Origin of the sequence: Pseudomonas sp. SWI36 (genome assembly GCF_002948105.1) — a bacterium.
Taxonomy (GTDB): Bacteria; Pseudomonadota; Gammaproteobacteria; order Pseudomonadales; family Pseudomonadaceae; genus Aquipseudomonas; species Aquipseudomonas alloputida.
This window is the reverse complement of record NZ_CP026675.1, coordinates 1,457,056-1,481,206: the sequence shown is the minus strand read 5'-3', so window position 1 is coordinate 1,481,206 and position 24,151 is coordinate 1,457,056. Positions and strand designations below refer to the sequence as shown.

Below are 24,151 nucleotides of genomic sequence, written 5' to 3'. Positions count from 1 at the left end.
TCCCTTACTGCTGGTCGTCCATGCCGCCGGGCATTCACCCGGCGGGTTTGCAGCGGCCTCAAACCACATGGATACCGTTTTGTACCCACAGGTGATGGCTTGGATCCTCCTGGGCCGTGTACTGGTTATAGTCGATGCCGTCGGCAGTTTGGTTCCCGACCAGCGTCCAGTTGTCCGTCATGTGAACCGAGTCTTTGTCGTCCCCCTTGATGATCAGTGTGTCGGTACCGGTTTCGGTGATGGCCACCACATCCGCCAGGTTGAGGGTGAGCGCCACCGAACTGGTGTCGTTGAGGTCGAGGATTTCGATGTCGTGTACGCGCCCGGCCAGGTTGCCCAGGTCGATGCTGGCATCACCGCCGCCCCACAGCAGGGTGTCGGTTCCCGAGCCACCGTCGACGCTGGCGAAGTTCTGGTCGACCACCACCAGCGTGTCGTCACCCGCACCACCCTGCAGGGTGATGTGGCCACCCCGGCTGCCATCGAGGTTGTCGTTGCCGTCGGTGCCGGCGATCACATCGGTGGCCGCTGCCAGGCTGGCGAGTGCCGCGGATGCGTCGCCAGTATCGGCCAGCAGCGATGTGGTCGTGGTGAGGCCGGCAGCATCGTCCACGTTGATGGTCAGGGTTGCGGTGTCGGTGGTGCCGTTCGGGTGGCTTAGCTCGTAGGTGAAGGTGTCTTGCTGGCCGACCACCGCCGAGGTGAGCCCCGCGTTGAGGGTGTAGGTGTAGCTGCCGTCGGCATGCACCAGCAACGTGCCGTAGGTACCGGCCACGCTTACCCCGTTGTAGCCCGGGATGGTGTAGGTGTTGGCGGCTGTCAGCACGCTCAGCACGGTCAAGGCCGAACCGATGTTGTCGTCAGTCAGCAGGTTGCCGGTGGCTGCTGTCGCGCCACTGACCACGAACTCGGTCAGGTACGTTGTGGTGGTGTTCAGGCTGGTGGTGATGGAGCTGAGCAAGCCGATGCCGCCGGCGGTGACACGTACGTGGTAAGTACCGGCGCCCTGGTTCTCGAAGGTATACCCGGCGCCGCCGCCCAGTATGCTGACCAGCGAACCACCTGGCACCGACTGCACCAGCACGTACTGGCCGGTGGCCGGGTTGAGCTTGAGCAGCTCGATGGTGGTGCCGTTGAGCAGGCTCAACAGGTTGGTGGAGTTGACCACCACCTGCAGGTCGGCCGTGGTATTGGCGGCAACCGTGGTGGTGTAGGTGGCCTGGCGGGTACCGATCACTGGCAGGTTCAGCGAGCCCAGCGTACTGCTGCTGGTGTCCACGCGGTTGTCCAGGGTGACCTGGCTGCTACCAACGTCGTTGACTGCGTCGACCACCGTGGCCGGTGCACCGTAGTTGGTGTCGCTCCAGATCTCCGTGGCTTGCGGGCTGTCGATGCGCACGTACAGGTTGGCGGAATCGGACAGGCCGTTCGGGTGCACCAACTGGTAGCTGAACACATCCACCTTGCCGACACTGTTCGGGCTGCCGTTCGGTGTGTAGGTGTAGCTGCCGTCCGCACGGATCACCAGGGTGCCGTACAGGCCCTGAACCGTCGTGGCAGCCCCGGCCGAGACGTAGCTGCCGTCTTTCAGCACTTGCAGCACGGCGGCGCTGTCCGGGCCACGGGCATCCACCGCGCCATCGGTGCCCACGTCGGTAATGACGTTGCCGGAGGTGGCAATGCCGGTGCCGGTGAACTGGGTCAGGCTGGTGGAGACGATGTCCAGCGTGGTGCTCACTTCGGTGATCAGGCCGATGCCGCCACTGCCCACGGTCAGTCGGTAATCACCGGCTTGCAGCACGCCGATGTCCACCTGCAAGCCGATTGGCAGCACGATCAGGTCGAGCAGGCCCTGGGTGTTGCCGGTGGCGATGGTCACCCAGGCGCCGCTGGCGTCTTTCACCTGCAGGGTGAAGCTGGTGTTGTTGAGCAATGCCAGCACGCTGTTGGTGGTCAGTGTGAGGGTAGGGTCAGCCGTGGTGCCTGCTGCCACCGTCCAGGTGTAGGTCTTGGAGAACCCCGACAGTAGCGTGGTGAAGCTGTCGGTGTAGGTCTTCGTGGCGCTGACCGCTGCCAGGTTGACCGTGGCCGTGGCCAGGTTGTCGCTGGCGATGACCGGCGCGTTGGCGTCCACATCCGGTGCCGTGACGTTGACGTTGCCCGACACGTTGCCGCGCGGGTCGCTGAGGGTCACCGAAAGGATCTGGCCGTTGTCCTGAGGCGGGCTGAGGGTCACGGTGAAGGTGCCGTCCGCCTGCACCGTCGCGGTCTGCAGCACGGTACCGCCGGCGCTGCGTACGGTGACGGTGGCACCCACTTCGCCCGTACCGGTGAGGGTACCGCCGTCGGCACTGAACAGCAGGTTGCCGGCAGCCGCAGGCGGGGTCAGGTCCGGTGCGGTCAGCGCAGTGCCTGTGGACACGTTACCGGCGCTGTCGGTGAGGGTGACGCTGAGCGCCTGGTTGTCGATCTGCGCCGCAGTCAGGCTGACCACGAACAGGCCGTTGCTGCCCACCGTTGCGGTGCCCAGTACGGTACCGGCGCTGTTGCGCACGGTGACCGTGCTGCCGATCTGGCCCGAACCACTGACCGAGGTGCCGTTGGCGTTGATGGTGGCCAGCGGGGCGGCTGGCGGGGTGGTGTCCGGCGCAGTCAGGCTGGTGCTGGCGGACAGGTTGCCGGCAGCATCGGCCTGGCGTACCACCAGCAGTTGCCCGTCGTTCTGTGGCGAGGTCAGGGTAATGCTGAAGGTGCCGTTGGCTTGCACCACACCCGTACCGACCTGGCCGTTCGGGCCTTGGACGGTAATGGTAGCGCCCGCCTCACCGCTACCGGTAAGCACGGTACCGGTGCCGTTGATGGCGACGTTGGTGGGGGCAGCGGGTGGCTGCAGGTCTGCGGCGGTGTAGCTTGTGCTGCCGGACGCATTGCCTGCAGCGTCAGCCTGGCTCACGCCCAGGACCTGGCCGTTGAGCTGCGCGGCGTTCAGGTTGACGGTGAACACGCCACCGCCATTCACCACCGCCGTGCCGAGCACGTTGTTGCCGGCATCACGCACTGTCACCGTGGCACCGGCTTCACCCGTGCCGGTCAGCACCAGGCCATTGACAGACAGGCTGGTCACCACCGGGTTGGTCGGTGGCGTGATGTCGGCTGCTTGCAGGAAGGTCGGCTGCGATTCGCCGCCTATCAGCGCCACCGCTGTCACCGAAATGTGTTCGCCATTGAGCTGGGCTGCGTCCAGCGTCAGGGTGAAGGAGCCGTTCAGGCTTGCGACCCCTGTACCGATCAGGTTGCCTGCAGCGTCGTACACGCGAATGCCCACACCGCTGGGTGCACTGCCTGTCAGGGTCAGGCCGTCGCTGCCCAAGGTCACGTCGGTGGGCGGCACGGGTGGTGCGATCAAGGGTGTGAGGTAGGTCGCGACCGCAGACGTATTGATGCCGTCGGACTGTGTCACTTCCAGGGTTGCGAGCGAGCCCGCCGCCGGCACCAGCGTTATCTGGAAGTTGCCAGCGGCATCTACCACGCCGGTACCGATCACGTCTCCGTCGAGGCTGACGGTAACCGTGGCATTAGCTTCGCCCTTGCCGGTCAGCACGTTGAAGGTGTTGTTGATCGCCAGGTTGGTCACCAGGTCGGGTGGCGAGGTGTCGTTGGTCTGGTAAGGGACCGCCACCGAAGCGTTGCCAGCATCATCCGTGGACACCACCGTCAGCAACTGGCCGTTGTTCTGTGCCGGGCTGATCGGCACAGTGAACTGGCCGTTCTCACCCACTTCCACCGTGCCCACGATGTTGTTGTTCGGGCCGCGCACCGTGATGGTGCTGCCGGCTTCTGCCGTACCCGTCATCGACGTACCGGCTGCGTTGAGCAGCAGGTCGGTCGGCTGCACCGGTGGCGTCAGGTCTGGCGCAGTCACTGCCAGCGGTACCGACGGGTTGCCAGTGGCGTCCTGAGCGATGATGGTCAGCGTTTCGCCGTTGATTTGCGGGCGGTTCAGGTCAAGGACGAAGGTGCCGTCCGGCTCCACCGTTACCTGGCCCAGCAGGTCGCCGTTGTTGTTGACCACCGTGACGCGGGTGCCGGCTTCGGCAGTACCGGTCACCTGGGTACCGCTGTCGTTGATGGTGGCGATCACGGTAGCCGGTGGTGTGGTGTCCACGGCCGTGACCGAACTGATTGGCGAGATGTTGCCGGTTGCATCGGTCAGGGTTACCTGCAGCACCTGGCCATCGAGCTGCGCTGCATCCAGCCCGACGATGAAGGTCCCGTCGGCGCCTACTGTGGCGGTACCGACCTGCGTGGTACCGACGTACACGCGCACGGTGGCGCCCACTTCGCCGACACCGCCCAGCTCGTCACCTGCCGCATTGAGCCGCAGCTCGGTTGCTGCCGCTGGCGGCGTGAGGTCCGGCGCTTGCACGTTGACCGGCAGGCTGACGTTGCCGGGTGGATCGGCCTGCAGTACCGACAGTGTCTGGTCGTTGATTTGTGCGGGTGACAGTTCGACGCTGAAGCTGCCATCAGCCAGTACGATACCCGTGCCCAGTACGGTACCGGCCGCGTTACTGACGATTACTGTGGCGCCGGCCTCGCCCAGGCCGCTGACCACGCTGCCGTCGGCGTTGATCACCACTTGGGTGAGTGGGTCGGGCGGGGTGAAGTCCGGGGTTTGCAGGGTTGCCACTGCCGACACGTTGCCGGCCGCATCGGCCTGGGTGAAGCTGAGTAGCTCGGCGTTGCCCAGCGCCGGGTTCAGCGTGATGGTGAAGTGGCCACTGGCATCGACCGTGGCGCTGCCGATTTCCTCGCCTGCCGGGTTGGTCACGGTCACCAGCGCGCCCACTTCGCCGCGGCCGGTGAGGGTGACACCATCACCGGAAACGGCCAGTTCGCCGGGTGCCGATGGCGGTGTGGTATCGGGTGCCGTGATGGCGCTGGCGGCAGACTGGTTGCCAGCCGCATCGGCCAGTACCACTTGCACCTGTTGGCCGTTGGCCTGCGGCGATGCGAGGTTGACCTGGAAGGTACCGTCGGCGCGCACCGTGGCACTGCCCAGCACCGAACCATCGGCGGCGAGCACACGCACGGCGGCACCCGCTTCGCCGGTACCGTTCAGCAAGCTGCCACCCCCGGCGAAGGCCAGGTTGCCGGCAGCATCCGGCGCGACGCGGTCAGGGGCTGTCAGGCTGACGCTGTTGGACTCGTTGCCGGCCACATCGGACTGGCTGGCGCTGAGCTGTTCGCCGTTGATTTGAGCGACGCTCAGGTCGACGTTGAAGTCGCCATTGGCATCGACCACGGCAGTGCCCAGTTCGATACCGCCTTCGCCAAGCACGGTTACGGTGGCACCTGCTTCACCGCGGCCACTGAGTACCAGGCCGTCGTTGGACAACACCAGATTGGTCAGTGGTTGCGGTGCCGTTGTGTCCGGTGCCTGTAGGGTAGCGGGCAGCGATACAGTGCCATCGGGGCCCGTTGCGCTGACCTGCAACACTTCGCCATTGGCCTGTGCACTGCCGAGATTGACAGTGAACGTGCCGTCGTTGGTGACCGGGCTGCTGCCCAGCAATACGCCGTTGGGGCCGTACACCTTGATTGTGCTGCCCGCCTCGGCGGTGCCGCTCACCGACAGGCCGTCGGCGGCCAGTATCAGGTTGTCCGGCGTGGCCGGTGCCAGCGCGCCCGGCGCCGTCACGTTTTGCGCAGGGGAGACATTCTGTGCGGCATCGGCCTGGACCACGCTCAGGCTTTCACCCGTGATCGCTGCCGGTGACAGGGACACGCTGAAGTGACCGTCGGCGGCCACTGTAGCGTTGCCCAGCACGGTACCGTCCGGTGCTCGTACGGTCACGGTTGCGCCTGCTTCGCCATCGCCTGTCAGGGTGGCGCCATTGGCGGAGACAGCCAGGTTGGCCACGGCGGCCGGCGGCGTGGTGTCCGCTGCGGTGTAAGGTGCGGCCGGCGACACGTTGCCGGCTGCGTCGGTGGCGGTCACCTGCAGCGTCTGGCCATTGGTCTGGGCACTGTTCAGGGTGACCTGGAAGGTGCCGTTGCCACCGGCTACCGCTGTGCCCAGCACGTTGCCGCTGGCATCGCGCACGGTCACGGTGCTGCCGGCTTCGGCGTTACCGGTCAGTTGCAGCCCGGTACCGGACAGCGCGAGTGCTGTCGGTGCCGTAGGCGGGGTGAAGTCCGGCGCGGTGACCGCCACGGCGGTGGAGGTGTTGTTGCCCGCGTCGGTCTGCGTAACGCTCAGGAGCTGGGCGTTGATCTGGGCGCTGTTCAGGGTGAGGGTAAAGCTGCCATTGGCCGCCACCAGGCCGGTGCCGATGATGGTCCCGTCCGGGCCGTGAACGGTGACCGTGGCACCGGCTTCGCCCAGGCCGGTCAGGGTCAGGCCGTTGTTGTTCAGCACCACGTTGGTCAGCGGTGCGGGTGGGGTCAGGTCCGGGGTTGTCACGTTGATCGCCGGCGAGGTATTGCTGGCGGCATCCATTTGCGTCACGCCGATGACCTGGCCGTTGGCTTGCGGCGTGTCGAAGGTCACCGTGAAGCGACCGTCGGCGCCCACCGTGGCGGTGCCGAGCAAGGCACCGGCGGCGTTGCGTACCTGTACCGTGGCGCCCACTTCACCGCTGCCGGAAAGCTGCCGGCCGTCCAGGCTCAACACCGGGTTACTGATGGCCGCTGGCGGCGTGTGGTCTGGCGTGGCCAGGCTGGCCGGGCCGGACACATTGCCCGCGGCATCACTGAGGGTGACCTGTAGCGGGCTACCGGTGACCTGCGCGCTGGGCAGGGTAATCTGGAACTGGCCGCTCTGGTTGACGGTGCCGGTGGCCAGGATGGCGCCGCTGGCGTCGCGCACGGTGACGCTGGCACCGGCTTCGCCCTGGCCGCTGAGCACGGTGGCTGCGCTGTTGAGGCTGAGGTTGCTGGCTGCCAGCGGTGCCTGCAGGTCGGGCGCTTGCAGGGTGGCCGCGAGCGAAACATTGCCTGCAGCATCAGCCTGGGTGACGATCAGGTTTTGCCCATTGGCCACGGCCGGCGAGAAGCTGACACTGAACAGGCCATTGCTGTCGACGGTTGCAGTCCCCAGCAAGGTGCCTTGTACGTCTGTCACGCGCACGGTTGCACCCACCTCGCCTTGGCCGGTCAGCGTACTACCGGTGGCGTTGAGGTTTACCTGTGTCGGCGCGTCCGGTGCCGTGGTGTCATTGGCCACGATAATGGCCGGCACCGAAGGCTGGCCATCGACGGTAGCCTTGGCACTGACCTGCAAGATCTGGGCGTTGAGCTGGGCGTTCTGGAAGAACACACGGAAGGTGCCGTCGCTGCCGACCGTGGCGCTACCCAGCGTGGTGCCACCGGAGGTCACGGTAATCAGCGAGCCGACCGTACCTTGGCCGGTCAGCAGGAAACCGTCGGCGCTGATGGCAAGGGCCGAAGGCGTGGCCACTTCGGTACCGGTCGGGCCAGTCAGTGGTATTTCAGGCGACTCGTTGCCGGCAGGGTCGATCACCACCACATCGACGGTTTCGCCTGATGCCAGCGGTGGGGCGACCGGGATCACGAAGGTGCCGTCCGGCCCTGCTGTTACAGTGCCGCGCACGGTGTCATCCGGGTTGCGGACTTCCACCGTGCTGCCAGGCTCGGCTGTGCCGCCGACCGTGCTGCCATCCGGGCTTACGGTAAGCCCGGTCGCCGGTTCTGGGTTGGTCGTGTCCGGCGCGGTGACAGAGACCGGCGCCGAGTCGTTGCCGGCTGCGTCGGTCACTACCACGGTTACGGTCTGGCCGTTGTTCTGCGGTGTATCCAGCGGCACGCTGAAACTGCCATCCGGGTTGACCGCAACGGTGATCACATTGCCGGCCCCATCGCTCACGGTCACCGAACTGGCGCCAGGTGCGTTACCGGTCACAGCCGTGCCATCGCTGCTGACTGCAACGTCGGTAGGCAGCGCTGGGGGCGTGATGTCAGGCGCAAGGATCTGGCTGGGCTGCGAAATGTTGCCGGCCGCATCGGTCAGCGTTACATCCAGGGCCTGGCCGTCCAACTGGGCGGGCGATAGTGGGACCGTGAAGCTGCCGCCTGCGGGCACGACGACCGTGCCTACCAACGTGCCGTCGGCAAGCTTCACTTCCACCGTGGAGCCAGCTTCACCGGTACCCTGGATGGCACTGCCGCCCGGGGTGATCGTGAGGCCGGCAGGCGCAGCTGGCGCGGTGCTGTCGTCAGCGGTGAACGTGGCCGACGGCGAGGCATTGCCGCCGCCATCGATCAGCACCACCGACAGCACTTCGCCGTTGGTCTGGGCCGGGGAGAGTGCCACTTCGAACGTCCCGTCAGCATTCACCGGGATGGTGCCTAGCAGGTTGCCCGCAGCATCGCGTACCTCTACGGTGCTGCCTGCCTCGCCCTGCCCGCTGAGCAGTGTGCCAGTAGGATCAAGGCCCAGCCCTTGCGCCGGCAGCGGTGCCTCGAAGTCAGGTGCGATCACAGTGCCAGCGGGCGAGCCGTTGCCGCTATTGTCCGCCTGAGTGACAGACAGCGTCTGGCCATTGAGCTGTGGCGGGTCGATGGCCACCTGGAAGGAGCCATCGGGCTGGACCGTTGCGGTGCCCAGTACTGTGCCGCCAGTGCCGGTCACGGTCACCTGCGCACCCGGCTCGCCGCTGCCGCTCAGGCTGCTGCCGTCGCCAGCCAGGACCAGACCGGTAGGGCTATCGGGTGCCTGGGTATCCGGTGCCGACACGTCGACTGCCGCCGACAGGTTGCCGGCCGCGTCGCGTTGCTCCACGGTCAGTGCCTGGCCGTTGGTTTGCGGCGTGTCGAGGGTGATTTCGAAAGCGCCACCCGCGCCGACCACCGTGCTACCCAGCACGCTGCCATCCGGCCCGCGCACGGTCACGGTGGCGCCCGGTTCGCCGTTGCCGGTGATCGTGGTACCGGTGCCGTCGATGGCCGGGTTGGTGACCACTTGCGGTGGGGTGGAGTCGGGTGCAGTGAAGTCCACGGGCCCTGCGCTGTTGCCCAGGTTGTCGGTCGCTTCGACGGTCAGGCTTTCGCCATTGCGTTGTGGCGCGTTGAGGGTGACGTCGAAACGGCCGTCGCCGCCCACGGTGGCAGTGCCCAGCACATTGCCGTCGGCGTCACGCACGGTGACGATGGAGCCGCTTTGACCCTGGCCGGTAAGGTGAATGCCAGCGGTATCGATAGCCAGCCCGGAGGGTTGCAGCGGGCCGTCGGTATCGGGCGCGACGATGTTGGCGGTCGAGGTGTTGCCAGCGGGGTCGCGCAGGACCACGTCCAGTTCCTGGCCGTCGGTCTGCGCTGGGTTCAGGACCACGCTGATCACACCGTCGGCACCGACCTGGGCGTTGCCCAGCACAGTGCCGTCGGCGCTGATGACCTGCACGGTGTTGCCCGGTTCGCCGCGACCGGTGAGCAGGCCGCCATCGGCACTCAGTTGCAGTTCACTGGCTTCATTGGGCGGGGTGATATCGGGCGCGGTGATCTGGGTCGGCAGCGAACTGTTGCCAGCTTCGTCGACCGCGACGACATCCAGTGCTTCCCCGTTGGCCTGTGCCGGGGTCAGGCCGATGGTGAAGCTGCCATCCGGGCCGGCCTGGGTGCTGCCTAGGACATTGCCCTGCGCGTCACGCACTTGCACCTGCGTATCTGCCGGTGCGGTACCGGAAACACTGGAGCCGTCACCGGCCACCACCACGCCGCTCGGGCTTTCGGGCAGCGGTGTATCGGCAACGGTCACGCTGACCCCTGCCGAGGTATTGCCGGCGGCATCGGTCTGCACCAGCACGAGGTTCTCACCTGCGGCCAGCGGTGCCTCCAGGTCAATCACGAAGGTGCCATTTGGCGCCACGGTGCCAGTACCGATGACTGCGCCCTGGGCATCACGCACTTCCACTGTGGCACCGGGCTCGCCACGGCCAGACACGGCCAGGCTGCCATCGCTTGCCACCACGTCGGCGACGATCGCTGGCGCGGTGATGTCCGGGGCCACGTAGCTCAGCGGCACCGAAGTGTTGCCTGCCGCATCGGTCACGGTGATGGACAGGGTCTCGCCATTGGCCTGTGGCGGGTCGAGGGTCAGGCTGAAACTGCCATCCGGCTCGGCAATGGCGCTGCCGATCAGGTTGCCCGAGGCATCTTTGACCTCTACTCGTGCGCCCCCTTCTGCAGTACCGGCCAGGCTGTCGCCATTGCTCAGCACCAGGTCGGTTGGTTGCAGCGGTGCTACCTGGTCGGGCGCCGTCAGCGGGCTAGGTGTAGAGACGTTGCCGGCGGCGTCGGTCAGGGTCACTTGCAGGGACGAGCCATCCACCACCGGGGTTGGCAGTTGCACATTGAAGCTGCCATCGGGCTGAACGGTGCCGCTCACCAGCACTTGCCCCTGATCGTTGCGCACCTCTACGGTGGCGCCCGCTTCGCCGCGCCCGGAGACTGTGCGGCCATCGTTACTGATGGCCAGCTCGGTAGCGGGTTCCGGCGGTGTGGTGTCGCCGCCGTTGTCCACGATCGGTGCGGTGACGCTGCCGGCCGTGGAGGCGTTGCCTGCGACATCGGTGGCCGTCACCTGCAACTGCTCGCCTGCCACTTGTGGCGGGGTGAGGCCGATGCTGAAGGCGCCGCTGGCCCCCACCACGACACTGCCCAGTACAGTGGTGCCATCGGCGGCCAGCACACGGACGGTGCTGCCTGCTTCGGCGCGGCCGCTGACAACGGTACCGTCGCCACTGATTGCCAGATCGCTTGGCGCCGCAGGCGCGGTGATGTCTGGTGCGGCGACCTGCACCGGCAACGACGAGGTGCCGTTGTTGTCGATCGCCACCACGTCCAGCAACTCGCCATTGGCCTGGGCCGGTGTAAGCACCACGGTGAAGGTGCCCTCGGCACCCACCACGATGCTACCGACCAGCGTGCCGTTGGCATCATGCACTTCCACGCGGCTACCAGCAGGAGCAGAACCGCTGATGGTGCTGCCATCGGCAGCGACAACCAGTTCGCTCGGGCTGGTCGGTGTGACCACCAGTGGCACGTCGTAGGTCAGCGCTTCAGAGGCGTTGCCGCTCGGGTCGGTCTGTACCAGGCTCAGGCGTTCACCCGGCAGTGCAGCCGGATCGAGGTCGATCAGGAAAGTACCGTTCGCGGTCACTGTGCCGGTACCGACCAGCGTGCCATTGGCATCGCGCACCTCGACGGTAGCACCGGCTTCGCCGCGACCGCCCAAGGTCAGGCCGTCGGCGCCGACGATGATGTTGCTGACTACGGCAGGCACGGTGATGTCCGGGGCCTCGAATTGCAGGGGTGAAGAGATATTGCCGGCGGCATCGATCAGACGGATGTCGAGGATTTCGCCATTGGCCTGGGCCGGCGACAGGGTGATGCTGAAACTGCCGGTTTCAGTGACCAGGCCAGTGCCGAGCAAGTTGCCCAAGGCATCGCGTACCTGCACGGTCGCGCCTGGCTCGCCGTTGCCGCTCAGGGTCACGCCGTCGGCCAAGGCCACGCCGCTCGGTTGGGCCGGGGCCTGCAAGTCCGGGGTAACCACCGACGCCGGGGCAGAAGCATTGCCGCTGGCATCGGTCAGCACCACTTGCAGGTTGCTGCCATCTTTCACCGGTGGGTCGAGGGTGATCTGGAAGGTGCCGTCCGGGTTGACCGAGCCGCTGGCCAGTACATTGCCCTGGGCATCGCGCACCTGCACGCTGGCCCCGGCTTCGCCGCGGCCATTGAGCTGGGCGCCGGCCAGGCCGACTACCAGGTTGGTCGCGGCATCCGGTGGTGTGGTGTCGCCGCCGTCGATGTCTGGCGCGGTGATGTCGCCGGCCGTGGAGGTGTTGCCGGCGGCATCAGTGGCGGTGACTTGCAGTACCTCGCCGTTTACCTGTGGCGGGTCGAGGGTGATGCTGAAGCTGCCAGTGGCGTCGACCACCACACTACCCAGCACGGTGGTGCCATCGGCGGCCACCACCCGCACGGTGCTGCCCACTTCGGCGCGGCCGGTGACCTCGCTGCCGTTGGCACTGATCGCCAGCTCGCCCGGGGTGACCGGCGGGGTGATGTCTGGCGCAGCGATTTGCACCGGCAGGGACGAAGCGCCGGTGCCATCGATGGCCACCACGTCCAGCAGTTCGCCGTTGGCCTGGGCCGGGTTGAGGATGACGGTGAAGGTGCCACCGGCACCTACCACCACACTGCCGACCAGTGTGCCGTTGGCATCGTGTACTTCCACACGGCTGCCCGTCGGGGCTGTACCAGTGATGCTGGCGCCGTTCGCAGCCACCACCAGGTCGCTTGGGCTGGCTGGGGTCGTGGTTGCCGGGACTTCATATTGCAGGGCTTCAGAGGCGTTGCCGCTCGCATCGGTCTGCACCAGGCTCAATTGCTCGCCCGGTTGCGCGGCTGGGGTGAGGTCGACCAAGAAGGTTCCGTTGGCGCCGACTGTGGCGGCGCCTATGACAGAGCCGTTGGCATCACGTACCTGTACGGTAGCACCGGCCTCGCCACGGCCACTGAGCACCAGGCCATCGGCGCCCACCACGACGTTGCTGACGGCAGCTGGCGGCGTGACGTCCGGTGCAGTGAACGCCAGCGGCGTTGAACTGTTGCCGGCGGCGTCTACCACGCGAATGTCCAGGGCCTCACCATTGGCCTGGGCGGGGAACAGCGTGACGCTGAAGGTGCCGTCTTCGTTGACCAAGCCAGTGCCGATCAGGCTGCCGGTGGCATTGCGCACCTGTACGGTGGCACCGGGCTCGCCGCGGCCGGTAAAGGTCACGCCATCAACCAAGGCCAGCTCGGTTGGCTGCGCTGGGGCCAGCAGGTCTGGCGCGGCGACCGAACCGGGTTGCGAGACATTGCCGGCAGTGTCGGTCAGGGTCACTTGCAGGGTACTGCCATCGGTGATGGCCGGGTTCAAGGTGATGGCGAAGGTACCATCGGGATTGACTGTGCCCGTGGCAACCACGGTGCCTGCGTCATCGCGCACCTGAACGCTGGTACCGGCTTCGCCACGACCGCTGAGTTGGCTGCCGGCAGCACTGATCACCAGGTTGGTCGGGGTCTGCGGTGGCGTTGTGTCGCCGCCATCGATGTCCGGCGCGGTAAGGTTACTGGCGGTGGAGGCGTTGCCTGCCGCATCGGTGGCCGTCACTTGCAGCACTTCGCCGTCTACCTGTGGCGGGTCGAGGGTGATGCTGAAGCTGCCGGTAGCGCCAACTACCACGCTACCCAGCACAGTGGTGCCGTCGGCGGCCAGCACGCGTACGGTGCTGCCCGGTTCGGCACGGCCGGTGACCACGCTGCCGTCGGCATTGATCACCAGTTCGGTCGGTGCGGCAGGGGCGGTGATATCCGGTGCGGTGATTTGGGCGGGCAGCGAGGAAACGCCGCTGTCATCAATGGCGACCACGTCCAGCAGTTCGCCGTTGGCCTGGGCCGGGTCGAGGGTAACGGTGAAGCTGCCGTCGGGGCCCGCCACCACACTGCCAATCAGCGTGCCGTTGGCGTCATGCACTTCCACACGGGTGCCGGCAGGTGCGGTACCGCTGATGCTGCTGCCGTCTTCGGCGAATACCAGGTCGCTGGGACTGGCAGGCGCAGTGGTGACCGGGACTTCGAATTGCAGCGCCGAGGAAGCGTTGCCGCTTGGGTCGGTCTGCACCAGGCTCAACTGCTCGCCTGGCTGAGCGGCCGGATTCAGGTCAATCAGGAAGGTGCCGTTGGCACCCACGACACCCGTGCCGATCACGGTGCCATTGGCATCGCGCACTTCCACAGTGGCACCCGGTTCGCCGCGACCGCTCAGGGCCGTGCCACCTGGGCCGACCAGAATGTCGGTGACCGCCTCGGGCGGTGTGATATCCGGGGCTGTGAACTCCAGCGGTATCGAACTGTTGCCGGCGGCATCCACCAGACGCACGTCGAGTGCTTCACCATTTGTCTGGGCAGGCGACAGGGTGAGGCTGAACAGGCCGTCGGCACCGACGACACCAGTACCGATGACAGCACCGCCGGCATCGCGCACCTGCACGGTGGCACCGGGCTCACCGCGTCCGGTGAAAGTGATGCCATCGGCCAAGGCCAGGTCAGTCGGTTGCGCGGGCGGCAGCAAGTCGGCCGAGGTGACCGAGCCCGGTTGGGATACGTTGCCGGCAGCGTCGGTGAGGGTGACTTGCAAGGTGCTGCCATCGTTCACGGCAGGGTCCAGGGCGATGACGAAGGTGCCATTTGCAGCGACGGTGCCAGTCGCGAGGATGTTGCCTGCCGCGTCACGTACCTGCACGGTAGAGCCGGCTTCGCCTCGACCGCTGAGCTGGCTACCGGCAACGCCGATCACCAGATTGGTCGGTGCTTCAGGCGGGGTGGTATCGCCGCCATCAATGTCCGGCGCGGTGACCGAGCTGGCAACGGAAGTGTTGCCAGCGGCATCGGTCGCGGTGGCCTGTAGCACTTCGCCGTCAACTTGTGGCGGATTGAGGTTGAGGCTGAACACGCCGGTCGGGCCGACCAAGGCAGTGCCCAGTTCGCTACCGTCGGCAGCCACGATGCGCACGGTGCTGCCCGGCTCGGCACGGCCGGTGACAACGCTGCCGTCCGCGCTCACGGCCAGTTCGGTCGGTGCGGCAGGGGCGGTGACATCCGGTGCGGTGATCTGTGCGGGCAGCGAGGAAACGCCGCCGTCATCGATGGCCACCACGTCCAGCAGTTCGCCGTTGGCTTGTGCGGGATTCAGTTCGATGCTGAAGCTGCCATCGGCGTTGGCAATGGCACTGCCAATCAGCGTGCCGTTGGCGTCATGCACTTCCACACGGGTGCCGGCAGGTGCGGTACCGGTGAGGGTGGTGCCATCAGCATTGATGGCCAGATTGCTCGGGCTGTCGGGCGCGGTGGTCAGTGGTACGTCGTACTCGGTAGCCACCGAAGCGTTGCCGCTTGGGTCGGTCTGCACCAGGCTCAACTGCTCGCCTGGCTGAGCGGCCGGATACAGGTCGATCAGGAAGGTGCCGTTGGCACCGACCACACCTGTGCCGATCACAGTGCCATTGGCATCACGCACTTCCACAGTGGCACCCGGCTCGCCGCGACCGCTCAGGGCCAGGCCGTCAGCACCAACTGTAATATTGGTTACTGCCTCAGGTGGGGTGATGTCCGGCGCATCGAATTGCAGTGGCGCCGAGACGTTGCCGGCGGCATCCACCAAGCGCACGTCGAGTGCTTCGCCGTTGGCTTGGGCCGGCGACAGGGTGAGGCTGAACAGGCCGTCGGCACCTACGACACCAGTACCGATGACAGTACCGCCGGCATCGCGCACCTGCACGGTGGCACCGGGCTCGCCGCGACCGGTGAAGGTGACGCCATCGGCCAGGGCCAGGTCAGTCGGTTGTGCTGGCGGCAGCAAGTCGGCCGAGGTGACCGAGCCCGGTTGGGATATGTTGCCGGCGGCATCGGTGAGGGTGACTTGCAAGGTGCTGCCGTCGTTCACGGCAGGGTCCAGGGTGACGGTGAAGGTGCCATCTGCAGCGACGTTGCCAGTCGCGAGGATGTTGCCGGCCGCGTCACGTACCTGCACGGTGGAGCCGGCTTCGCCTCGACCGCTGAGCTGGCTGCCGGCAAGGCCGATCACCAGATTGGTCGGTGCTTCAGGCGGGGTGGTATCGCCGCCATCGATGTCCGGTGCGGTGACCGAGCTGGTAACGGAAGTGTTGCCAGCGGCATCGGTCGCGGTGGCCTGTAGCACTTCGCCGTCAACTTGTGGCGGGTTTAGGTTGAGGCTGAACACGCCGGTCGGGCCGACCACGGCAGTGCCCAGTTCGGTGCCGTCGGCAGCCAGGACACGCACGGTGCTACCCGGTTCGGCACGGCCGGTGATCACGCTGCCGTCCGCGCTCACGGCCAGTTCGGTTGGTGCGGCAGGGGCGGTGATGTCGGGTGCGGTGATCTGTGCGGGCAGCGAGGAAACGCCGCCGTCATCAATGGCGATCACGTCCAGCAGTTCGCCGTTGGCCTGGGGCGGGTCGAGGGTGACGGTGAAGCTGCCGTCGGGGCCAGCCACCACACTGCCAATCAGGGTGCCGTTGGCGTCATGTACTTCCACACGGGTGCCGGCAGGTGCGGTACCGGTGAGGGTGGTGCCATCAGCATTGATGGCCAGATTGCTCGGGCTATCGGGCGCGGTGGTCAATGGTACGTCGTACTCGGTAGCCACCGAAGCATTGCCGCTTGGGTCGGTCTGCACCAGGCTCAACTGCTCGCCCGGCTGTGCGGCTGGGGCGAGGTCGATCAGGAAGGTGCCGTTGGCACCCACGACACCCGTGCCGATCACGGTGCCATTGGCATCACGCACGTCCACTGTGGCCCCCGGCTCGCCACGACCGCTCAGGGCCAGGCCGTCAGCACCAACTGTAATATTGGTTACTGCCTCAGGGGGGGTGATGTCCGGCGCATCGAATTGCAGTGGCGCCGAGACGTTGCCGGCGGCATCCACCAAGCGCACGTCGAGTGCTTCGCCGTTGGCTTGGGCCGGCGACAGGGTGAGGCTGAACAGGCCGTCGGCACCTACGACACCAGTACCGATGACAGTACCGCCGGCATCGCGCACCTGCACGGTGGCACCGGGCTCGCCGCGACCGGTGAAGGTGACGCCATCGGCCAGGGCCAGGTCAGTCGGTTGTGCTGGCGGCAGCAAGTCGGCCGAGGTGACCGAGCCCTGTTGGGATATGTTGCCGGCGGCATCGGTGAGGGTGACTTGCAAGGTGCTGCCGTCGTTCACGGCAGGGTCCAGGGTGACGGTGAAGGTGCCATCTGCAGCGACGGTGCCAGTCGCGAGGATGTTGCCGGCCGCGTCACGTACCTGCACGGTGGAGCCGGCTTCGCCTCGACCACTGAGCTGGCTGCCGGCAAGGCCGATCACCAAGTCAGTCGGGGCTGCCGGTGGCGTGGTATCGATCCCGTCGATATCCGGTGCGGTGACTGCGCTGCTTGGCGATGTGTTGCCAGCGGCATCGGTCGCCGTGGCCTGCAGCACTTCGCCGTCAACTTGTGGCGGGTTTAGGTTGAGGCTGAACACGCCGGTCGGGCCGACCACGGCAGTGCCCAGTTCGGTGCCGTCGGCAGCCACGATGCGCACGGTGCTGCCCGGTTCGGCGCGGCCGGTGACAACGCTGCCATCCGCGCTGACCGCCAGTTCGGTTGGGGCGGCAGGGGCGGTGATGTCGGGCGCGGTGATCTGGGCGGGCAGCGAGGAAATGCCGCCGTCATCGATGGCGACCACGTCCAGCAGTTCGCCGTTGGCTTGTGCGGGATTCAGCTCGATGCTGAAGCTGCCATCGGCGTTGGCAATGGCACTGCCAATCAGGGTGCCGTTGGCATCATGCACTTCCACACGGGTGCCGGCAGGTGCGGTACCGCTGATGCTGCTGCCGTCTTCGGCGAACACCAGGTTGCTGGGGCTGGCAGGCGCAGTGGTGACCGGGACTTCGAATTGCAGTGCCGAGGAAGCGTTGCCGCTTGGGTCGGTCTGTACCAGGCTCAATTGTTCGCCCGGCTGAGCGGCCGGACTCAGGTCGATCAGGAAGGTGCCGTTGGCACCGACCACACCCGTGCCGATCACGGTGTCACTGGCATCACGCACTTCCACAGTAGCACCGGGTTCGCCGCGACCGCTCAGGGCCAGGCCGTCAGCACCAACTGTAATATTGGTTACTGCCTCAGGTGGGGTGATGTCCGGCGCATCGAATTGCAGTGGCGCCGAGACGTTGCCGGCGGCATCCACCAAGCGCACGTCGAGTGCTTCGCCGTTGGCTTGGGCCGGCGACAGGGTGAGGCTGAACAGGCCGTCGGCACCTACGACACCAGTACCGATGACAGTACCGCCGGCATCGCGCACCTGCACGGTGGCACCGGGCTCGCCGCGACCGGTGAAGGTGACGCCATCGGCCAGGGCCAGGTCAGTCGGTTGTGCTGGCGGCAGCAAGTCGGCCGAGGTGACCGAGCCCTGTTGGGATATGTTGCCGGCGGCATCGGTGAGGGTGACTTGCAAGGTGCCGCCGTCGTTCACGGCAGGGTCCAGGGTGACGGTGAAGGTGCCATCTGCAGCGACGGTGCCAGTCGCGAGGATGTTGCCGGCCGCGTCACGTACCTGCACGGTGGAGCCGGCTTCGCCTCGACCACTGAGCTGGCTGCCGGCAAGGCCGATCACCAAGTCAGTCGGGGCTGCCGGTGGCGTGGTATCGATCCCGTCGATATCCGGTGCGGTGACTGCGCTGCTTGGCGATGTGTTGCCAGCGGCATCGGTCGCCGTGGCCTGCAGCACTTCGCCGTCAACTTGTGGCGGGTTTAGGTTGAGGCTGAACACGCCGGTCGGGCCGACCACGGCAGTGCCCAGTTCGGTGCCGTCGGCAGCCACGATGCGCACGGTGCTGCCCGGTTCGGCGCGGCCGGTGACAACGCTGCCATCCGCGCTGACCGCCAGTTCGGTTGGGGCGGCAGGGGCGGTGATGTCGGGCGCGGTGATCTGGGCGGGCAGCGAGGAAATGCCGCCGTCATCGATGGCGACCACGTCCAGCAGTTCGCCGTTGGCTTGTGCGGGATTCAGCTCGATGCTGAAGCTGCCATCGGCGTTGGCAATGGCACTGCCAATCAGGGTGCCGTTGGCATCATGCACTTCCACACGGGTGCCGGCAGGTGCGGTACCGCTGATGCTGCTGCCGTCTTCGGCGAACACCAGGTTGCTGGGGCTGGCAGGCGCAGTGGTGACCGGGACTTCGAATTGCAGTGCCGAGGAAGCGTTGCCGCTTGGGTCGGTCTGTACCAGGCTCAATTGTTCGCCCGGCTGAGCGGCCGGACTCAGGTCGATCAGGAAGGTGCCGTTGGCACCGACCACACCCGTGCCGATCACGGTGTCACTGGCATCACGCACTTCCACAGTAGCACCGGGTTCGCCGCGACCGCTCAGGGCCAGGCCGTCAGCACCAACTGTAATATTGGTTACTGCCTCAGGTGGGGTGATGTCCGGCGCATCGAATTGCAGTGGCGCCGAGACGTTGCCGGCGGCATCCACCAGACGCACATCGAGCGCTTCACCATTGGCCTGGGCAGGCGACAAGGTGAGGCTGAACAGGCCGTCGGCACCGACGACACCGGTGCCAATCAGGTTGCCGGCAGCATCGCGCACTTGCACGGTAGCGCCGGGCTCGCCGCGACCGGTGAAGGTGACGCCATCGGGCAGGGCCAGGTCAGTCGGTTGTGCTGGCGGCAGCAAGTCGGCCGAGGTGACCGAGCCCGGTTGGGATACGTTGCCAGCGGCGTCGGTGAGGGTGACTTGCAGCGTACTGCCATCGGTGATGGCCGGGTTCAAGGTGATCGCGAAGGTACCATCCGGATTGACCGTGCCCGTGGCAATTACGGTGCCTGCGTCATCGCGCACCTGAACGCTGGTACCGGCTTCGCCACGACCGCTGAGTTGGCTGCCGGCAACGCCGATCACCAGATTGGTCGGTGCTTCAGGCGGGGTGGTATCGCCGCCGTCGATGTCCGGCGCGGTAAGGTTACTGGCGGTGGAGGCGTTGCCTGCCGCGTCGGTGGCCGTCACCTGCAGCACTTCACCGTCTATCTGTGGCGGGTCGAGGGTGATGCTGAAGCTGCCGGTAGCGCCAACTACCACGCTACCCAGCACAGTGGTGCCGTCGGCGGCCAGCACGCGTACGGTGCTGCCCGGTTCGGCACGGCCGGTGACCACGCTGCCGTCGGCATTGATCACCAGTTCGGTCGGTGCGGCAGGGGCGGTGATATCCGGTGCGGTGATTTGGGCGGGCAGCGAGGAAACGCCGCTGTCATCAATGGCGACCACGTCCAGCAGTTCGCCGTTGGCTTGTGCGGGATTCAGTTCGATGCTGAAGCTGCCATCGGCGTTGGCAATGGCACTGCCAATCAGCGTGCCGTTGGCGTCATGCACTTCCACACGGGTGCCGGCAGGTGCGGTACCGGTGAGGGTGGTGCCATCAGCATTGATGGCCAGATTGCTCGGGCTGTCGGGCGCGGTGGTCAGTGGTACGTCGTACTCGGTAGCCACCGAAGCATTACCGCTTGGGTCGGTCTGCACCAGGCTCAACTGCTCGCCTGGCTGTGCGGCCGGATTCAGGTCGATCAGGAAGGTGCCGTTGGCACCGACCACACCTGTGCCGATCACAGTGCCATTGGCATCACGCACTTCCACTGTGGCACCTGGTTCGCCGCGACCGCTCAGGGCCAGGCCGTCAGCACCAACTGTAATATTGGTTACTGCCTCAGGTGGGGTGATGTCCGGCGCATCGAATTGCAGTGGCGCCGAGACGTTGCCGGCGGCATCCACCAAGCGCACGTCGAGTGCTTCGCCGTTGGCTTGGGCCGGCGACAGGGTGAGGCTGAACAGGCCGTCGGCACCTACGACACCAGTACCGATGACAGTACCGCCGGCATCGCGCACCTGCACGGTGGCACCGGGCTCGCCGCGACCGGTGAAGGTGACGCCATCGGCCAGGGCCAGGTCAGTCGGTTGTGCGGGCGGCAGCAAGTCGGCCGAGGTGACCGAGCCCGGTTGGGATACGTTGCCGGCGGCATCGGTGAGGGTGACTTGCAAGGTGCTGCCGTCGTTCACGGCAGGGTCCAGGGTGACGGTGAAGGTGCCATCTGCAGCGACGTTGCCAGTCGCGAGGATGTTGCCTGCCGCGTCACGCACCTGCACGGTAGAGCCGGCTTCGCCGCGACCGCTGAGCTGGCTGCCGGCAAGGCCGATAGCCAGATTGGTCGGTGCTTCAGGCGGGGTGGTATCGCCGCCATCGATGTCCGGTGCGGTGACCGAGCTGGTAACGGAAGTGTTGCCAGCGGCATCGGTCGCCGTGGCCTGTAGCACTTCGCCGTCAACTTGTGGCGGGTTGAGGTTGAGGCTGAACACGCCGGTCGGGCCGACCAAAGCAGTGCCCAGTTCGGTGCCGTCGGCAGCCACGATGCGCACGGTGCTGCCCGGTTCGGCACGGCCGGTGATAACGCTGCCGTCCGCGCTGACCGCCAGTTCGGTTGGGGCGGCAGGGGCGGTGATGTCGGGCGCGGTGATCTGGGCGGGCAGCGAGGAAATGCCGCCGTCATCGATGGCGACCACGTCCAGCAGTTCGCCGTTGGCTTGTGCGGGATTCAGTTCGATGCTGAAGCTGCCATCGGCGTTGGCAATGGCACTGCCAATCAGAGTGCCGTTGGCGTCATGCACTTCCACACGGCTGCCGGCCGGCGCGGTACCGGTGAGGGTGGTGCCATCAGCATTGATGGCCAGATTGCTCGGGCTGTCGGGCGCAGTGGTCAGCGGTACGTCGTACTCAGTAGCCACCGAAGCATTGCCGCTTGGGTCGGTCTGCACCAGGCTCAACTGCTCGCCCGGCTGCGCCGCCGGATCCAGATCGATCAGGAAGGTGCCATTGGCTCCCACAACACCTGTGCCGATCACGGTGCCACTGGCATCGCGCACCTCAACAGTGGCGCCGGGTTCGCCGCGACCGCTCAGGGCCAGGCCGTCAGCGCCGACGGCAATGTTGCTCACCGCATCGGGCGGGGTAATGTCCGGCGCATCGAATTGCAATGGGGCAGAGGCGTTACCGTCAGCATCCACCAAGCGTACGTCGAGTGCTTCGCCGTTGGCCTGGGCAGGCGACAGGGTGAGGCTGAATAGGCCGTCGGCACCGACGACACCAGTACCGATGACAGCACCGTTGGCATCGCGTACTTGCACGGTAGCGCCGGGCTCGCCGCGACCGGTGAAGGTGACACCATCGGCCAGGGCCAGGTCAGTCGGTTGAGCGGGCGGCAGCAAGTCGGCCGAAGTGACCGAGCCCGGCTGGGATACGTTGCCGGCGGCATCGGTGAGGGTGACTTGCAAGGTGCTGCCGTCGTTCACGGCAGGGTCCAGGGTGACGGTGAAGGTGCCATCTGCAGCGACGGTGCCTGTCGCGAGGATGTTGCCGGCCGCGTCACGCACCTGCACGGCAGTGCCGGCTTCGCCTCGACCACTGAGTTGGCTGCCGGCAAGGCCGATCACCAGATTGGTCGGTGCTTCAGGCGGGGTGGTATCGCCGCCATCGATGTCCGGCGCGGTGACCGAGCTGGCAACGGAAGTATTGCCAGCGGCATCGGTCGCGGTGGCCTGTAGCACTTCGCCGTCAACTTGTGGCGGGTTGAGGTTGAGGCTGAACACGCCGGTCGGGCCGACCAAAGCAGTGCCCAATTCGGTGCCGTCGGCAGCCACGATGCGCACGGTGCTGCCCGGTTCGGCACGGCCGGTGATCACGCTGCCGTCCGCGCTCACGGCCAGTTCTGTCGGTGTGGCAGGGGCGGTGATATCCGGTGCGGTGATCTGTGCGGGCAGCGAGGAAACGCCGCCGTCATCGATGGCCACCACGTCCAGCAGTTCGCCGTTGGCTTGTGCGGGATTCAGTTCGATGCTGAAGCTGCCATCGGCGTTGGCAATGGCACTGCCAATCAGCGTGCCATTGGCGTCATGCACTTCCACACGGGTGCCGGCAGGTGCGGTACCGGTGAGGGTGGTGCCATCAGCATTGATGGCCAGATTGCTCGGGCTGTCGGGCGCGGTGGTCAGTGGTACGTCGTACTCGGTAGCCACCGAAGCATTACCGCTTGGGTCGGTCTGCACCAGGCTCAACTGCTCGCCTGGCTGTGCGGCCGGATTCAGGTCGATCAGGAAGGTGCCGTTGGCACCGACCACACCTGTGCCGATCACAGTGCCATTGGCATCACGCACTTCCACAGTGGCACCCGGTTCGCCGCGACCGCTCAGGGCCGTGCCACCTGGGCCGACCAGAATGTCGGTGACCGCCTCGGGCGGTGTGATATCCGGGGCTGTGAACTCCAGCGGTATCGAACTGTTGTCGGCGGCATCCACCAGACGCACGTCGAGTGCTTCACCATTTGTCTGGGCAGGCGACAGGGTGAGGCTGAACAGGCCGTCGGCACCGACGACGCCGGTGCCAATCACGTTGCCGGCAGCATCGCGCACCTGCACGGTAGCACCAGGCTCACCGCGTCCGGTGAAAGTGACGCCATCGGCCAAGGCCAGGTCAGTCGGTTGTTCAGGGGCTGTGGTATCTGGGTTGTCGACGTCCGGCGCCGTGATGCTAGCAACTGGCGAGATATTGCCAGCCGCATCTGCGGCGCTGATCTCCAGGGCCTGGCCGTCGATTTGTGGCGGTTGCAGAGTGATGCTGAACTGGCCGTCCGCACCGGCCACCGCAGTGCCCAGCAATACGCCACCTGCGCCTCGCACGGAAACCGTCGAGCCGGGCTCGGCACGACCGGTGAGGGTGTTACCTTGCTCATTGATAGCCAGGTCGGTCGGCGCCAGTGGTGCAGTTGCGTCCGGTGCAGTGACAGTGCCAGGCGCCGAGACATTGCCGGCGGCGTCGGTCAGGGTGACATCAAGGTTTTCGCTGTTGATCTGCGGCGCATTCAGCGTCACGTTGAAACTGCCGTCGGCACCCACTGTGCCGCTGCCGATCAGGTTGCCGGCGGCGTCGCGGATGTTCACCGTGGTGCCTGCTTCGCCACGGCCGGTCAGACGCAAGCCATCCGGCGAAACCAGCAGGTCGATCGGCGTGGCCGGTGCGCTGGTGTCGGGGTCGGAACCGCCGCTGCTGCTGCTGCTGCTGCTGCTGCCGCCGTTGTTCGCCGCCGCCGCTGCGCCGCCCACGCCGAGCAGGCTGAGCCCGGCTATCGCCCACGTTGGCATGGCGCTACCGGCGGTGCCAATACCCGCGACCAGTTCGTCCAACGAGGCCACGTCTTCAAAGGTGAAGCCGGTGAACGCTGCTGCATCGTACTGGGCATGCCACAGGGTGCCATCGTCGCCAACGAAGACCATATCGCTGCCGACCCCGGCCTGGTCTACGGCGAAGAAGTTACCGATGGTGACCTTTTCGCCTGACTTCAGGGTGATGATCAGGTCCTGCCCGCGCTGGGTGACCGTGGCCACTTTGTCTGGAGAAACCGGTACCTGCACGACGCTTGGTGCTTTGAGATTGATATTGCCCCAGGCGCTCTGAGTGGCGACTTCGGATTGCTTATCGGCGACGACGATGTTGTCCAT

Annotated in this window: 1 protein-coding gene; it reads right to left on the bottom strand. The window is 66.4% G+C overall.

The genetic code is table 11. The features are described from left to right. Window positions 1-58 precede the first annotated feature (58 nt). Window positions 59-24,151 carry a BapA/Bap/LapF family large adhesin gene (locus tag C4Q27_RS07180; protein ID WP_104886671.1) on the bottom strand — a complete coding sequence of 8,031 codons (24,093 nt, stop codon included), beginning with the start codon at window positions 24,149-24,151 and terminating at the stop codon, window positions 59-61.

What these genes read in the sequence shown, in the direction of transcription:
- C4Q27_RS07180 (WP_104886671.1), bottom strand. Translation starts at nt 24,151, where the DNA reads ATGGACAACATCGTCGTCGCCGATAAGCAATCCGAAGTCGCCACTCAG.